The organism is Paenibacillus sp. FSL H8-0260 (assembly GCF_045040625.1).
Taxonomy (GTDB): Bacteria; Bacillota; Bacilli; order Paenibacillales; family Paenibacillaceae; genus Paenibacillus_AQ; species Paenibacillus_AQ odorifer.
Genome location: NZ_CP150298.1, coordinates 4,090,724 through 4,106,366, shown reverse-complemented (window position 1 = coordinate 4,106,366; position 15,643 = coordinate 4,090,724). Strand labels below are relative to the sequence as shown.

Genomic DNA, 15,643 nt, shown 5'->3' with positions numbered 1-15,643 from the left:
CATCTTATTTAGCCTTCCATCCGCTGGCAGCTGATCCGCTTTCCTTCACATAAAAAGTGGCTTGTGCCGTGCCATCCGTTCGCATGGCCAGACTGCCAACTGGGGCGGTTACGACTCCCTCGGGCGAACCCTCTACTATGAACACCGCGGGCAACACTGCCCCCCCAGTGAGGCGAATGGCCCGTTTGAAGTTACCGTAGGTCGAGAACCATTCAGGGAGCGAATATGGATTATACAAGGTTCCTAGTGATGTGCCTTGCATGCCGATTAGTGTTTCGAATTCTAGAATTCGCTTTACCTTCACTGCTCGGGTATCAAACACCGCTACATTATTGAGGCGCAGAGACGGTTTAGCTGCACCGTAAGAAGAGACTAGCACTACCTGATTGGTTCCGCTATTGCGGACGATCATATTGTCGACAGTAGCCATCGCGTCAGACTCCGTTGTGAATAAATGCAAGGTATTGCCCGTTAAATCCTGTGCATCTATCGTCCCCACATAAAGATCTCCTCCGTCGATTCGGACACCACTTGCTAAGGTGGAACCCGAACCGTACATTCCTAACGAACCGATATGCAATCTTGGTTTACCTCCGGCAGCATTAAACGCTGTATAGATCGCAGGGCCCCCGATGCCATCGAACTTGGCGCTAGCGATATCAATAAATTGTGAATAGATCGTCTGTAGACCGAAGCTAGCTTTATGATCGGTGGAGCGGATAGCCAAGTGATTGATTTTCAGCGTCAGTCCATAGGACAGTAAGGCTGGACTTACCGATCCGCTTACAAGCATATCTAGTGAACCGATGTTGAGTGTCCAGAGTCTAGCGATAGCATCTGTAAGCCCTGCTGATAGATCGTTACCGAAACCTATGGTTGTCAAGGAGTCGAATCGCTGATAAAAGCTGCGCGTTCCTTTAAAGACATCGGGTTCAAGATCGAGAGAGTTAGCACCAGTAAAACCAGGCGCGCCACCGCGGCTATTATTCAGAACCGCTCTGTTGACATGAAGCTGGTCTACAAAATGGACCACAAAGTTCTTTCGTCCAGCAGTCTCACAGCGTGCATATCCGATGTGCACATTAACGGAGGGGATTTCTTCTGTCCCCCCAATGAAGATATTATCCCCATAGCAATCGTGAGAGTACACTGACTCTATCGTTATATTTTGCGAAGAAGAAATGAACAAGCCGTGAAGCTGATCGTTGACGGCTGTTTTAACAGTCGATGCACTTCCATCAATTTCAAGGGTGCCCGCGATTGTAATATTTGAGGCATTTAAGATTACTAGAACCCTAGTGTCTGAGGGTGGGTTCGGGGCAAGCACAAGTTTGGAGCCGGCTTCAAAGCTTAAATTCGTTTTGGCTGGAATTCGAAGACACCACCAGTCGAGGATGGAGGGGTTACGCATGCGTCCCGAAGATACCTTATATACACCTGGAGGAAAGATTACTACTTTGTTTTTGGCGTTTCCCGCATTGATAGCATTTTGAATCGCTACTGTATCGTCCTTAATACCGTTTCCTACAGCGCCGTACGATCGGACGTTCACATAACCGTTAGTCTCAGGGTCTATTTTAATAGATGTGACCGCACCATCAGAAAGGATGGACGTAGTCACCGAGCTGTCTGGAATAGGGGCAGTAGCCATATACTTCACTCCTTTATCCTTTGATTTTGTATTTTATGTGAATTTTTCGGGGAATGCACGGTACAAAGATCACTCTTAGCGGGCGAAAGGAGTTTTTTATTTTGAAGGTATTGGTAACTGGGGGGTTAGGCTTTATTGGATCCCATGTGGTTGATCGGCTAATAAAAAAGGGCATAGAAACTGTGATTGTAGATAATGTATCCGGAGCCTCCGGTCTGACTTATATGAATCCTGCTGCGGTTCTGTATAAGTACGATATTCGGGATGAGACTTTGCATGAGGTGTTTAACCTTGAAAAGCCAAATGCAGTCATTCATCTGGCTGCACAGATCGACGTCAGAGAATCACAGCGGAACCCGTTATTTGATGCGAATGTGAATATTGTTGGCACGCTGAATGTACTGCGCATGTGCGAGATCCATCAGGTTCAAAAGCTAGTTTATGCCTCGTCGGCAGCGGTTTATGGGAACCCGGAATATTTGAGCATTGATGAGCAGCATCCTTTAAATCCCGAGTCCTGCTATGGTGTATCCAAAAGTGTACCAGAGTCATATATTCGGATGTTTGCCAGCTTACATGGGCTGAAATATACGATTCTGCGTCTCGCTAATGTATATGGGCCAAGGCAAAGTTCGCATGGAGAAGCTGGCGTTGTATCCGTTTTTCTGGATCGCATAAAGCAAGGGAAGGATCTCGTAATCTATGGGGACGGTGAGCAGACTAGAGATTTCGTCTATGTGGAGGATGTGGCGCAAGCGTTCGTTGACGCGGTTCAGACCGAAGGCAGGGTGAATAATGAGACGATGAATATTAGCTGCGGAATACCAACCTCGATAAATACGATGGTTCGGATGTTAGGGGACATCACGGGTCGGGATTTCTTGACAACCTATGCGGAGCCCCGTCCGGGGGATATTCTCCATAGCTATTTAAACAATCAAAAAGCCCAGGAATTATTGTCTTGGTTCCCTAACCATAACTTTCATACCGGGCTGGAAAAAACAATTACTGACCGCTTAAGTGTAGGAAGCGCAGTAGATCATTAAAAGCACCCATTGAAAGGGGCACTCCGCATGGAACGCAAAATGAACTCGGAAATGTTCGTTCTTCGTAGTGTAGCCTGCTTAAGTATAGCCCTGCTGCATGCTCTTTACCGGGTTTATGACGATGGAAATACATCTTGGGTAGAGTCGGTGGGTTTACTGCTAACGTTTGGCACACCTGTATTCGTATTTATCTCCCAATTCGTGTTGTCATTTGCCTATCCCAATGAAATTCCAGCGAGATTTTGGGAGAAAAGAATCAAGTATATTTTATTTCCTTACTTTTTTTTCGGGACCTTGTATGCAGGACTAAAAGGATTGGAGCTGTCGAGTAGTGACGGCATTCCTTTGCTGCAGGCTTTTTGGTATTACCTCTGGCGTCATTTGCTGATTGGAGATTTCCATGGCTATTTTATACTGATTATCTTTCAGTTTTATGCTTTATTCCTCTGGTTTCAGACGTATGCGAAGCGGCTTAACCCCCGCAATGTTCTAATTGTATCGTTCCTTATTAACGTTATCTATTTGGGTTTCTTCAACTTTACTACGCCCGCAGATACGGCAGCCGCCCATTATTTCTGGGATAAAATGTACTGGATTTTCGCACCTGGTTGGATTTTTTACTTTACAGTAGCCTATTACTTGGGACGAAATGAGCTGTGGTTCCGGGAAAAATTAAAAAAGTTCCGCATAGCCGTATACACGCTCCCGGTTCTGACAGGTGCGCTAGTGCTGTTCGTGAATAGTCAAGGCTGGATAACGGCGCATAGCTCCAAAAGAATTGATATGCTTCTATTCGCCTTAAGCATGATTTTGCTGCTCTTCTCCGTGGCATCGAAAATGAAGAAAGTGCCACGTGTACTGGAATGGAGCAGCAGATATTCTTTTGGCATATACTTGCTTCATCCTTTGCTATTGGCTATATTCGTTAAGCTTCCAGCTTCATTTGGGTTGCAAAACCTTGGACTATTTAGTGTTCTGCTGCAATTTGTCGGTTGTGTGGTAGGCTCGGCACTTATAATGAATTTAGCGAATCGTATTCCTGGCGGAGCGTATGTATTCGGTCGGATCGGCGTTGGGATAAACCCAAGCAAACCACCGAAATCGCTGGATAAGCCGATAACTCCGAATATTGGGAATGCAAACTAGCTTGGATTTGAGCGGCCGCTAATCGTCTGTGTTAAGGTGATTAGTGGTCTTTTTTGTTTTTGTATTATTGCGATTACTTCGCTAATTACATTGCTAATTACATTTGCTATTACATCGCGATTACATCGCACTAGCAGCACCCTCTCAATTCTCATTAAAAAAGCAAAATAGTTGTAAAAAGTACATTTAAGCTCTTATGCTCGCAGCTTTAGGGCAGTTTAATTGCATATTTTACAACTATTATTCTAGAATCCCGCCATATTGAGGCAAGTGCTCGTATTTAAGTGTACAGAGTGCAACTAAATCCACAAAGGCTACCCTCAAAGCATATATAGTTGCACAAAATGCAATTAAACAAACTTCGTCGTTACCACGCCTTAGCTGCACTGTGCGTTGGTGGTAAATGCAATTAAACAAACTTCGTCGTTACCACGCCTTAGCTGCACTGTGGCGCATTGGCGGTAAAGTCCCAGTATAATTGTTGTATTGTGGTCAGTTCACACGAGGTCTTGTTTGTCGGACCGTATTGCAGCTATTTTCACTTTTTAGTTCATTTTGCGATAGTTTCGGACTGTATTGCGCTTATTTCCATAAAAACACACATTATGGAAGCTACTTTGCACGAATAGCTGCATCTAAGTCCGATAATTTAGCAAAATGAATGAAATTATTAAATTAACGGCTCCTCAGTCCGATCTATAGTGAGGGGGATCTAATTAGATGAACTTCGATTATAGTCGAAGGGACCTAAATTAGTTAGTATAATTAGGTAGTCCCTTTATGGTTTTTTACATCCAGAGAATAATGCATCGTGCAGAATATTAGGAGGAAATGAATAGTGGAACTTGGAGTAAGCACATTTGTCGAGACCACACCTGATGTCCAAACGGGTGAGACAATAAGTCATGCAGAACGACTACGTGAGGTAGTGGAGGAAATTGTACTTGCCGAAGAGGTGGGATTAGATGTATACGGAGTAGGTGAGCATCATCGGCATGATTATGCGGCGTCTTCACCTGCGGTTGTACTGGCTGCGGCTGCTTCGTTGACTACTAAGATCCGGCTGAGCAGTGCTGTAATGATCCTGTCTTCAGCCGATCCGGTGCGTGTGTTTCAGGACTTTTCAACGCTGGACGGAATTTCAAACGGACGTGCGGAGATTATGATCGGCCGGGGTTCGTTTACAGAGTCTTTTCCTCTATTCGGATATGATCTGAAGGATTATGAAGAACTGTTTAATGAGAAGCTGGAATTGTTATTAGCCATCCAAAAGTCAGAAAAAGTGACCTGGAAAGGCAAACACCGAGCAGCTATAGAAAATTTGGGGATTTACCCGCGTCCGGTTCAAGATCCTTTACCGATTTGGATCGGGAGTGCAGGAAGTCCAGAATCTGCGATCCGCACAGGATCACTAGGTTTGCCTTTTGTTTTAGCGATTATAGGGAATGTTCTACCACTGGATTATGCGTCACATGTACAGCTTTACAAAAAAGCAGCAGCTGAAGCCGGGCATGATATTTCAAAATTTCCAATCGCTTCGCATTCACACGGGTTTATAGCGGAGACTAATCAGTTAGCGCTGGAGAAATTTTTCCCTTCAACGCATGCCCGGACCAATGTGCGGGCGAAGGAAAAAGGAACACCTCCGTACCATCGTGCAGATTATGATGCAGCGTGCAGCTTAGAGGGCGCCCTTTACGTAGGTGATCCAGAAACTGTCGCTAATAAAATCATTCATCTGCGCAAGCATGTGGGAATTACGCGATTCTTTTTACATGTGCCGCACGGCACGATGCCTCATGAGGATGTTATGCAGGCGATTAGACTGCTGGGCACCGAAGTGGCCCCACGTGTGCGGGAAGAAGTAGCGCGCTGGGAAGCAAGTAACCGCTAATTTAGTAAGCTGCGTCCTTAGGACGTGGCTTTTTTTGTAAGGTATACTGAAGAAATGAATAGCGTTTTATACAGGAGGGGCAATGGAAAAAAATCATTATTTATCTCAATTCAATTTGCTTCAATCGTTAGGACTGGAAGATCTAATTGAAATGGAAGAATTAACGCGAATAACAGTAGTCCCCAAAAATACATATATCCAAACACCGTCAACCTTTTCTGAAGGACTGTTTTTTGTGAAAAAAGGAAAGGTTCGCTTATACCAATTAAACGCAAACGGTAAGCAATTTACATCGGATATCCTCAGTGAGGGTAATGTTTTTGGTGAAATGGGTATGATTTCTTTTGGAACGAAGGAACATTATATTGAAACGATTGTGGAAAGCCATATCTGCACAATTGATCCTGCAAGGTTTGAAGAATTCATCTCTCACCGGCCTAGGTTTATGATGTCATTATTGCAAGTATTGAGCGACCGCATAAAAAGTATGAGTCAGTTAACTCAAAATCTAGCCATCGGAAATCTGCATGATAAAATATTGTGCGTTCTTTTAAAGCTGGCGGATCAGCATGGGGTTGAGCATAAGGATAATTGTTACAAAATTAATGTTCCTCTATCGCATCAAGAAATCGCTAATTTAATTGGAGCCAGCAGAGAAGCTGTAACAGTGGCATTGCAAGAATTGGTGAAAGCGGAGGTTATTCAGACAGGGTTCAGAACTATCTATATCCAGCGAGACAAGATTTTGGAAAGAAATATAACATAGATATCGAGTTGTAAACGAGATTACAGCTTCATTTTTAGAAACAACGGTATCCTAGCTATGACATGAAGGTGATTTAAGCTTTCAAATCATAGTGAAGGGACGATTTCCATGGAACACAGGAAGGGCGCTCGGAGGGTTACTGAAATCCCCGTTGAGATTGTAGAACTGCTGAATAAAGGATATTTACAGAGCGTGAATTTAACGGAATGGCTTGCTGTGGATCATCTTGTCTTGTTGGAAAATGTACTGAATGAGCTAGGTTTTGAACAGGAAGCTAAACCAATTTTACAAAGGCTGAATGCGTTATCGGAAAAGAAAATCATGAAGCTCATCCCGGTGATTTCACGTGAGTGGCAGCTTCTATTTGACTGTAAATCAGAGCTGGAACGTTCCCGGCTATTTGCTGTGTTAGCTCATCATAAATCCGATAGTGTTCGCTGCTGGGCTGCTTATATCGTGGGCCAGAATCATCAATGGAGTCTAGTTCAAAAACTAACAGCAATCCGTCCTTTTGCAGCGGATGGTCATTTTGGGGTGCGTGAGATTTCATGGATGGCTTTAAGGGAATCAGTCATTGCCGAGCTGGATGCTTCCATTGAATTATTAAAGGCTTGGATTCATGATCAGGATGCGAATATTAGGAGATTTGCGATCGAATTGACGCGCCCACATGGGGTATGGGCAAAGCATATTACAGCGCTCAAAGAAAATCCAGCGATTGCCCTTCCGCTATTAGAACCTCTTAACTCTGATCCGGCAAAATACGTTCAGGATTCTGTAAGCAATTGGTTAAATGATGCTAGTAAAAGCCATCCGGCATGGGTACAGCAAATTTGTGACGATTGGTTGTACCTATCAGGTACCAAGGAAACAAAGCGGATTGTAACCCGGGCAACAAGAAGTATTACTGATCAAAAATAAAATTAGTGCATTACTTTAGACTGGATAATCCAACGCCAAACACTATGAGCTAATAAGTGTTGGCGTTTTTTTATTGTGGATAACTTGGATAATTCAAGAGAAAGACTCCTTCGTGTTTATTATTTAAACCGAAATTCGTGAAAATATTTATATTGTTAATCCTCAAGTCATCTGTTATACTCAGAAACACCAAATGTTATAAAAACTAACACTAATTAAAAGAATGGAGGATTTTCGTATGAAAAAACAAATAATTCGTAATGTAGGTGTCACGTTATCCCTATTTTTAGGGGTGAATTCGTTATCTGTTGTTATGTATGCTAACACGACAAACGATGCATATAAACCAAAAACCCATGTTCTGAAGGCGAATTCGGAGACTGTTCGATGGGGGAATATAGGTAAGGGAGATCCAGCTCTAACTGTGCATTCGGGAGACATCGTAACGGTTGAGGCCATTACACATCACTCTGGTGATGATTACGAGCGGATGATTAAAGGAGATGCGGGAGTAGAGGATATTTTCCACTGGATTGAGGGGGAGAAGAAAGAAGCGCTCCGCGGGCCAGGCGTACATATTATGACGGGTCCCATCGCTGTTGAAGGTGCTGAACCAGGAGATGTGCTGGAAGTTAAGATTCTGGACATGAAGCTGAGACCAAATGGGAATGACCAATACGCTGGCAAAACATTTGGCGTGAATGCCGCAGCGAACTGGGGTTATCTATATGGAGATATGGTGGAGGAGCCGAAAAAGCGTGAGGTAGTAACCATCTACGAGATGGATACGGAGGGTGGAACAGATTATGCAACAGCTGTATATAACTACAAATGGTCTGCGCAAACCGATCCAGATGGTCAAGTGCACCCGACAATTGACTACCCGGGTGTTATCGTTGACCATAATACGATTGATAAAAACTTCGATGTGCTAAAAGGTGTGAAAATTCCGGTTCGTCTCCACTTTGGTACAATGGGTGTGGCGCCGAAAGAAGCGGATGTTGTTGACTCCGTTCCACCATCTTACAACGGCGGTAACGTAGATGATTGGCGGATTACGGAAGGTGCGACGATGTATTATCCTGTATCCGTAGCTGGTGCACTACTGTCGATCGGTGACCCGCATGCCGGTCAAGGCGATTCGGAGATTAATGGAACTGCGATCGAGACATCGGTCACTGGGGATATACAAGTCATTCTTCATAAAAAAGCATCGCTTAACAACAAGCTGAAAGGTTTAAACTTCCCATTACTTGAAAATGAGAACGAGTGGGTTGTGCATGGATTCAGCTACGCCAATTATTTGGAGGAGCTGGGGGCTAGTGCTCAGACGGATATCTTCAAAAACTCGTCCATCGACAAAGCGATGAAGGATGCCGCTCATAAAACAAAAGATTTTTTAATGGCTGGAATGGAATTGAGCGAAGATGAAGCGTATTCTCTGATGTCTGTGTCAGCTGATTTTGGAATTACACAAGTGGTGGATGGAAACTGGGGCGTACACGCCTTAATTGATAAAGGTCAATTCGGCGATTCCGAGCGCAAGCCCGTGGTTTTACGGAGCAGCTTTGAGAACTTTGGAGCAAAGGTTGGCTGGCAGCCAGCCACTAAGACAGTTACGCTAAGCTACAATGGCAATGTTCTGGAGATGAAGGTTGGAGCGACAACGGGGATTTACAACGGAGAGACAGTGAAGCTTGCAGCCCCAATAAGTGTTGTGAACGGGAAGATCGTGGTCAGCGAATATTTCGTGAACTTTTATAAAGCTAAGCTGGCTAAGACAGAGCAGGACGAAATAGCAATTATTCGATAATCCTAAAAAAATCTATATGAGAAAAGAACCGTCTTTATAGGCGGTTCTTTTTCTTATATATTCAATCCGTCCTGATTTTTGTGGCGTTTTAATAAGATTTGGTTTTCTACACGTACCAGTCCATCCAGACAGTAGATTGATTCATGCATAAACCGTTCCATCTCTTCAAGATTCTCTACCAAGATGTGAATATGCAGAATACATGGTCCCGTCATTTCGTATAATACAGCTACGCGTTCGTTTTCCTTTAATACATCGACGATATGATTTAAATGAGCAGGTTCTACTTCAAGTTCCAGGTAGGCGGAGATTTTCTTTCCTAGCTTTTCAGCACTGATGACAATCGAGAACTGTTCAATAATCCCTTGATTGACTAGCCGATCAATACGATCTTTCACCGCGACACTTGATAAACTGACTTCTTTAGCTAGATCAGTATAGGAAATTCTGCTGTTTTGGGCCAGCCGCATCAAAATATGGTTATCGATAGGATCTAGCATGCGGATTCGTTCACCTCTTTTTTCGTAATTGTATCAGAAAAAAAGTGGAAATGCCTAGTAGCGCTTTACAGTAGAAGTGTGTGACGGCATTCTCTGCTGAAGATAGTTGACATAAAAGAATTATTTCACTATACTGGCTGTAATCTTATATACGATATACGTTGAAGGAGCCCAGTAGTAACTTAGTCCCTGTTTCAGAAAGCCGGGGGTTGATGAAACCCGGTACACACTAAGCTTGCGAATTACACTTTGGAGTATCTCGGGTAATACCGAGCGGAATGGCGAACGATATCTCGTCAAGAGTGGTATCAATGGTATGCTTGAGCATAAGCGTTTCATGGGTGCAATCTGGGTGGTAACACGGTTATTCAATCGTCCCTATGTCTACAATAGACAAGGGGACGATTTTTTTTATTTTAAATATAAGGATTTATAGGGTTCACTTCATCAATACTCCTTATATTTCTCGCTGAAACGGTCCCGTCCTAATCAGGAGGGCGAACCGTTTCCGCTTGGCGGACTGATGTTTCATTTATAGGATAACTACTAATTTTGAGGGGTGTAAGGCAATGAATATCATCGACGAACTAGAATGGCGCGATGCCATCAATCAACAAACAGATGCCGAAGGGCTTAGAGAACTGACCAATCAAAAATCGGTATCCCTGTACTGCGGTGTAGATCCAACAGGTGACAGTATGCATATTGGCCACTTGATTCCATTCATGGTGCTCAAAAGATTTCAACTGGCAGGACATCGTCCGGTGATTCTTATTGGTGGGGCTACGGGAACGATTGGTGATCCAAGTGGACGTCAATCCGAACGCTCTTTGCAAACGCTGGAGCAAATCCAAGCCAACGTTGACGCACTTACAGCACAGATGAAAAAACTGTTCGTGACTGATGGCGACAATCAAATCCGCATGGTGAACAACTACGATTGGACGCATAAAATCAATGTTATCGAATTTTTGCGTGACTATGGTAAAAACTTCAGCATCAATTCGATGCTTGCCAAGGATGTTGTAGCGAGCAGATTGGACAGCGGAATTTCCTTTACGGAATTCTCCTACCAAATCCTGCAATCCCTGGACTATCTGCACCTGTTCCAGCATGAAGATGTGCAGCTGCAAATCGGTGGTTCTGACCAATGGGGGAACATCACAAGTGGCTTAGATCTGATCCGTAAAAAAGAAGGTTCTGAGGCGGTAGCATTCGGACTTACCATCCCGCTTATGCTGAAAGCCGATGGTACAAAATTCGGTAAAACAGCTGGCGGAGCCATTTGGCTGGATCCGAACAAAACGACAGCTTTTGAATTCTACCAGTTCTGGGCGAATACAGATGACCGTGATGTTGTGAAATACCTGAAGTACTTTACATTCCTCTCTAAAGAACAAATTGATGCACTTGCAGAAAAGGTGCAGACCGAACCGCATAAACGTGAAGCGCAAATAACACTGGCTGAAGAAATGACCAGATTCGTGCATGGTGAGGAATTGCTGGAGCAGGCTAAACGTATTACTGCCGCTCTGTTCAGTGGAGATATTAAATCTCTGACCGCTGACGAGATCGAGCAAGGCTTCAAGGAAATGCCGACCTACGAAACGACATTGGAGTCCAAAAATATCGTGGAGTGGCTGGTAGATCTAGGAATTGAGCCATCCAAACGTCAAGCGCGTGAAGACATCACCAAAGGCGCAATTTCCATGAACGGTGAAAAAGTTAGCGATGTAGCATTTGAAGTTACAGCCAGCGAAGCCATCGGCGGACGTTTTATCATTATCCGTAAAGGTAAGAAAAACTACAGCCTGGTGAAATTGTCCTAATAATAAGAAGCCTTCCTTATGAATAAGGAAGGTTTTTTGTTGTATTTTAAGTATAGAGGCCGACTATTTGCATATTAAGTGAAATTTGAAAGGTGAAATCGTCAAAATTATGGTAAGCTTAGGATTCGTGTGATTTATGGATTAACATGATATTCTACAACTATAACAGAAAATTAGGAGTGGTAATTTGAGAAGACAAAAACCAATGACCATGGAAGAATTGATGAATGAGTTACAAGGACAGAAAACGTATCAAGAAGATCCCAATCACATCTCTTTCGAGAAATTGTTTAATGAAGCGTTTATGAGTAAGTATTCCAATTACAAAAGTTTCGATGAGTTTGTAACCAAAGGGAACTTTCAAGTAAAGACAGAAGAAGATGTTGCTGACATACCTGATGAACTGTTTGATCGTCATGTTGTTAGGGAGACGAAGTTTGCGGATTGGAAATCCATGTTGGAAACAGCGAATAGAGAATACGTCCGTAATTAATAAGACTAGTCTCTAACTACCGTTAGACTCATCCACAAAGAAACTGCACACCCTTATTACTTTGTCCCAACGGACAATGGGGAGTGCAGTTTTTTTGTGCCCAGTTATTTGACCAGCTATGATGTTTTACTCATCGTTGACTTGCAGATCTATGATTTAATTGAACAAATAGGAATTAGGTTTTACAAAGATAGTATTACATAGGAGGGGCAGAATCGTATGACTGCATGTATACAAACCTCTAAGCAGGAGACCCTTCATGTCATGTGGAAAACCGTCTCAGAGGATTGTAATCTAGCCTGTGATTATTGCTATTACAGTACTGCCGGGGGACATCCTCAGCAACCGATCCGGGTGATGGATACGGAGCTTCTGGAGCGGTTTATCGCTCAGTACATGAAAAGATCATCAGGGATAGCGACTTTCTCTTGGCAGGGTGGGGAGCCATTATTGGCCGGACTTCCGTATTTTGAACAAGTGATTTCATTTCAAGCTAAGTACGCTCCGCCTCATACGATGATCAGTAATGCACTGCAGACCAATGGAACGCTTATCCATGAGAAATGGGCGAAATTTTTTAAACGGTATAACTTTTTGGTCGGGATTAGTATGGATGGCCCAGAGCCTATTCATGATGCTCATCGTGTAACGGGTTCGGGAAAAGGCAGTTATGATCTAGTTATGCGTGGGATTCGTCATTTACAGAATGAGGGTGTGGAGTATAGTATTCTGACGGTGATTCATGAAGATAACGTGACGAAACCAGATGAGTTGATGGCATTTTATCTAGAACATACCTTTCCGAATATTCAGTTTATCCCCTGCATGGATTTTGTTTCTCAGAAAAGTGATGTAGCGGGACGCTTCCGAATTACACCTGAACAATACGGAGTCTTTTTATGCCATACATTTGACCTTTGGTACAACGGTGGGTACCCAGAGCTTCCTATTCGTATTTTTGAGAATATGCTTCTTGTATTCATGCATCGTGAGGCAGAGTTATGCGTTCACAACTCATGTTGCCCGAAGATGATGGTGCTTGAAACGAACGGGGATGCCTACCCTTGCGATTTCTTTATTGATGAAGAGCATAGGCTAGGAAATATCGGCCAAACTGACCTGGAAGCACTGCTAAGCAGCCCAGTATATGATGATTTTTTGTTAATGAAGCCCAATATGAATGAATCATGCTATAAGTGTGAGTACCTTAGCTTTTGCAATGGGGGATGTCCGCGCAACCGGAATTGGCTTGATGTTAATGATCGGACTGAGGTTGATTATTTCTGCCATAGCTACAAAATGTTCTACTCATACGCCTATGAACGCATGCTATTACTGGCGAACCGACTTAGATCGGAGCGGATGCTGGAGTACAGGAAAAGTGCAAAACCACTTCCGGGTCGAAATGATCCATGTTTCTGCGGAAGCGGGAAGAAATTCAAAAATTGCTGTCAGGCATTATAGATTAGACTAGACAAGGTTGTCCCAACAGTCATGCAAAGGATTGGGAGCAACCTTTTTGTTATGCTATAGAACCATATGATTTCTCACCATTATTGCCGCACCCGTCACCACAGCTTCTTCTTTTAATATACCTAGGGAGAAGTGAGGTTGGTATTCAGGATAACGGTAAGTGTTTCTCTGTGCCACCTCCACCGCTGTTTGGAAAAACAACTCGTGAGAGTGAATGAGTGCACCGCCTAGAATGATGGTCTCTGGATGAAACAGGTTGATAATGTTGGCGAGTCCGATCCCGAAGTGGCTGGCAGCTTGGGTAAATAATTCACGCGCGTGTGGATTACCGTCTCTAAAGGCTTGTACCAATACATCATAAGTCAGCTTCTCAGGCGCCACTTTATATCTTTGGAGGATCAGATCGTTGTCCATTTTCGCCTCTGAGCGCGCACTTTGTTCTAGTGCCTGCACAGATACGAATGCTTCCAGAGCCCCGTAGTTCCCGTCATGATTTAATCGGGGTCCATCTGTCTGGATGATCATTTGACCAATGGCATCTTCCATATCCATTGTGCCATGAACAATATTTCCATGCGACATCATCGCATAGCGGAGTCCTGCTCCAGCATGTACATAAAGCATATGCTGAATGTTTGCGTGACGGATAGACCATCGTTCCCCAAGCAGTGCAGAATTGGCACCGTTGTCCAACCATGCCTTGAACCCCGTCCGTTCCTCTACCAGTTTGCAAATCGGCAGATTGTTCCAGCCTGAAGAAGGGAAGTGCAGCGGTTTTAGGATCAAGCCTTGTTCCCGATCAAGTGGCCCCACAGCCCCTATTCCTATCCCGATGATTTGACTGTCCACTAACTGATGGTCCCTAAGGAAAGCGCGTATTTGAATACTGATATGATCTATAAATCTTTCAGGTGTGAATGCCTGATCCATTCGCCAGTGAACTATTGATTTTGGGTTCATTTGCATATCAAATAAACCAAGGGAAGAATACACCCTGGAAATCTCTAAACCGATTATATAACCGTAGGAAGGATTGATCTGGTATAAAATAGGTCTTCTGCCTCCGCTAGATTCTCCAAATCCGCTTTCTATCAGCAAGCCTTCTTCCGTCATCTCATCTAATATCCGGGTCATTGTGCTTTTGGTAAGCGAAAATGTCTGTAAAAGATCCAACTTGGAAACAGTGCCTTGTTCGGCGATTCGGTCGTATAGGAGTTTTTTTGGTGACGGAATATGTGTCGAGCGCTTTTCCACGATATACCTCCAAGCTATATAGGATGAACTTGTACGATCGTTTTTTATATAGTTTGTATTTATTAACATGAATATAGTATAACTCATAAACTCTTGGTTGTATTTTACCGTTCAAAAAACTTAATTCCATTTTGGGAAAAAGTGATATAATGAATTTACAACAGATTATAAAAGGGTGGATTCCATGAGAACAACTATGAAAACAAATATGATACCGAATACAGACCTGAGGATAAGTCTACTGTTTCAGTTGTTTTGGGTATTTGTTCGAATTGGTCCTGTAACCTTCGGGGGAGGTTATGCGATGATCCCTATGATCGAACGGGAAATTTCCGCTAAACGAAAATGGCTGGGTGAAGAGGAGATGGATGAAATTCTATCTTTAGCTGGTGCTGCACCTGGGGGTGTAGGTGTAAATGCAGCAGCATTCATTGGTTATCGTCTTGCTGGTGTGAAGGGTGCGATTGCTGCAATCGCAGGGATAACGATTCCGACCTTTATCATTGTTTGTTTGCTTAGCGCCGTATACTCCCAACTGGCAGACCAGCCAAAAGTCATTGCCGCTATGAAAGGGATAAATGGTGCTGTTATTGCCTTGATCCTAGTAGCTGCATATCGAATGGCCAAGAACGCTATAATTGACAAGACTACCGCTGTTACGGCGTTAGTTATACCGGTTGTTTTACTGGTTTTCGGAATTAATCCCATTTACGTGATTGCAATTGGTTTATGTATTGGGTTTGTATATCTGCAAATTAAACAGCTCTTAGGGCTCCAAGTTCGAACGGAGAAGGAGTCCTTGAAAGCTTCTGATGAAGAATCGAATTATCCGGAGTATTACATCTAGGGGGAAGCGA

At 43.5% G+C, this 15,643-nt stretch carries 13 protein-coding genes; 10 read left to right on the top strand and 3 right to left on the bottom strand.

All coding sequences use genetic code 11. The features are described from left to right. Window positions 1–4 precede the first annotated feature (4 nt). Window positions 5–1,651, bottom strand: coding sequence for a glycosyl hydrolase family 28-related protein (locus MHI51_RS18215; RefSeq protein ID WP_405173160.1), 1,647 nt, complete (start codon window positions 1,649–1,651; stop codon window positions 5–7). Window positions 1,652–1,752: 101 nt separating this feature from the next. On the opposite strand from MHI51_RS18215, the gene MHI51_RS18210 reads away from it, so the two are divergent. The 6 genes from MHI51_RS18210 (at window position 1,753) to MHI51_RS18185 (ending at window position 9,237) form a co-directional block, all read left to right on the top strand. Continuing rightward, complete coding sequence (locus MHI51_RS18210; protein ID WP_076129741.1) at window positions 1,753–2,697, top strand: NAD-dependent epimerase/dehydratase family protein; 945 nt, start codon at window positions 1,753–1,755, stop codon at window positions 2,695–2,697. 27 nt (window positions 2,698–2,724) lie between these two features. After that, complete coding sequence (locus MHI51_RS18205) at window positions 2,725–3,843, top strand: acyltransferase family protein (RefSeq protein ID WP_076277765.1); 1,119 nt, start codon at window positions 2,725–2,727, stop codon at window positions 3,841–3,843. 838 nt (window positions 3,844–4,681) lie between these two features. Next, window positions 4,682–5,737 (top strand): LLM class flavin-dependent oxidoreductase, encoded by a 1,056-nt coding sequence (locus MHI51_RS18200; RefSeq protein WP_076219534.1) that lies wholly within the window; start codon window positions 4,682–4,684, stop codon window positions 5,735–5,737. Window positions 5,738–5,819: 82 nt separating this feature from the next. Further along, window positions 5,820–6,503, top strand: a complete 684-nt coding sequence (locus MHI51_RS18195; RefSeq protein ID WP_405173159.1) for a Crp/Fnr family transcriptional regulator — start codon at window positions 5,820–5,822, stop codon at window positions 6,501–6,503. A gap of 108 nt (window positions 6,504–6,611) precedes the next feature. Next, window positions 6,612–7,424, top strand: a complete 813-nt coding sequence (locus tag MHI51_RS18190) for a DNA alkylation repair protein (protein ID WP_076219533.1) — start codon at window positions 6,612–6,614, stop codon at window positions 7,422–7,424. 238 nt (window positions 7,425–7,662) lie between these two features. Next, window positions 7,663–9,237: an acetamidase/formamidase family protein gene (locus MHI51_RS18185; protein ID WP_405173158.1), complete on the top strand. Its 1,575-nt coding sequence runs from the start codon at window positions 7,663–7,665 to the stop codon at window positions 9,235–9,237. A gap of 53 nt (window positions 9,238–9,290) precedes the next feature. Here the strand turns inward: MHI51_RS18185 and MHI51_RS18180 are convergent, their stop codons facing one another. Next, window positions 9,291–9,737: an Lrp/AsnC family transcriptional regulator gene (locus tag MHI51_RS18180; RefSeq protein WP_038571749.1), complete on the bottom strand. Its 447-nt coding sequence runs from the start codon at window positions 9,735–9,737 to the stop codon at window positions 9,291–9,293. Window positions 9,738–10,306: 569 nt separating this feature from the next. Between MHI51_RS18180 and tyrS the strand changes: the two genes are divergently transcribed. The 3 genes from tyrS to MHI51_RS18165 all read left to right on the top strand — a co-directional run bounded on the left by tyrS (window position 10,307) and on the right by MHI51_RS18165 (window position 13,523). Beyond that, a complete protein-coding gene (gene tyrS, locus MHI51_RS18175) occupies window positions 10,307–11,566 on the top strand; it encodes a tyrosine--tRNA ligase (RefSeq protein ID WP_076129736.1) in 1,260 nt (419 codons plus the stop codon). Between the two features lie 205 nt (window positions 11,567–11,771). Further along, window positions 11,772–12,059: a hypothetical protein gene (locus MHI51_RS18170; RefSeq protein ID WP_036688213.1), complete on the top strand. Its 288-nt coding sequence runs from the start codon at window positions 11,772–11,774 to the stop codon at window positions 12,057–12,059. A 219-nt stretch (window positions 12,060–12,278) separates the two neighbouring features. After that, window positions 12,279–13,523, top strand: coding sequence for an anaerobic sulfatase maturase (locus MHI51_RS18165; protein ID WP_405173157.1), 1,245 nt, complete (start codon window positions 12,279–12,281; stop codon window positions 13,521–13,523). Window positions 13,524–13,586: 63 nt separating this feature from the next. On the opposite strand, the gene MHI51_RS18160 is transcribed toward MHI51_RS18165, so the two are convergent. After that, window positions 13,587–14,786, bottom strand: a complete 1,200-nt coding sequence (locus MHI51_RS18160; protein WP_405173156.1) for an ROK family protein — start codon at window positions 14,784–14,786, stop codon at window positions 13,587–13,589. Between the two features lie 184 nt (window positions 14,787–14,970). Between MHI51_RS18160 and MHI51_RS18155 the strand changes: the two genes are divergently transcribed. Further along, on the top strand, window positions 14,971–15,633 hold the full coding sequence (locus MHI51_RS18155) for a chromate transporter (protein ID WP_254857000.1): 663 nt from the start codon (window positions 14,971–14,973) through the stop codon (window positions 15,631–15,633). Window positions 15,634–15,643 lie beyond the last annotated feature (10 nt).

Coding starts and splice junctions, on each gene's coding strand:
- MHI51_RS18215 (WP_405173160.1), bottom strand. CDS start 1,651: ATGGCTACTGCCCCTATTCCAGACAGCTCGGTGACTACGTCCATCCTT.
- MHI51_RS18205 (WP_076277765.1), top strand. CDS start 2,725: ATGGAACGCAAAATGAACTCGGAAATGTTCGTTCTTCGTAGTGTAGCC.
- MHI51_RS18195 (WP_405173159.1), top strand. CDS start 5,820: ATGGAAAAAAATCATTATTTATCTCAATTCAATTTGCTTCAATCGTTA.
- MHI51_RS18190 (WP_076219533.1), top strand. CDS start 6,612: ATGGAACACAGGAAGGGCGCTCGGAGGGTTACTGAAATCCCCGTTGAG.
- MHI51_RS18185 (WP_405173158.1), top strand. CDS start 7,663: ATGAAAAAACAAATAATTCGTAATGTAGGTGTCACGTTATCCCTATTT.
- MHI51_RS18180 (WP_038571749.1), bottom strand. CDS start 9,737: ATGCTAGATCCTATCGATAACCATATTTTGATGCGGCTGGCCCAAAAC.
- tyrS (WP_076129736.1), top strand. CDS start 10,307: ATGAATATCATCGACGAACTAGAATGGCGCGATGCCATCAATCAACAA.
- MHI51_RS18170 (WP_036688213.1), top strand. CDS start 11,772: ATGACCATGGAAGAATTGATGAATGAGTTACAAGGACAGAAAACGTAT.
- MHI51_RS18165 (WP_405173157.1), top strand. CDS start 12,279: ATGACTGCATGTATACAAACCTCTAAGCAGGAGACCCTTCATGTCATG.
- MHI51_RS18155 (WP_254857000.1), top strand. CDS start 14,971: ATGAGAACAACTATGAAAACAAATATGATACCGAATACAGACCTGAGG.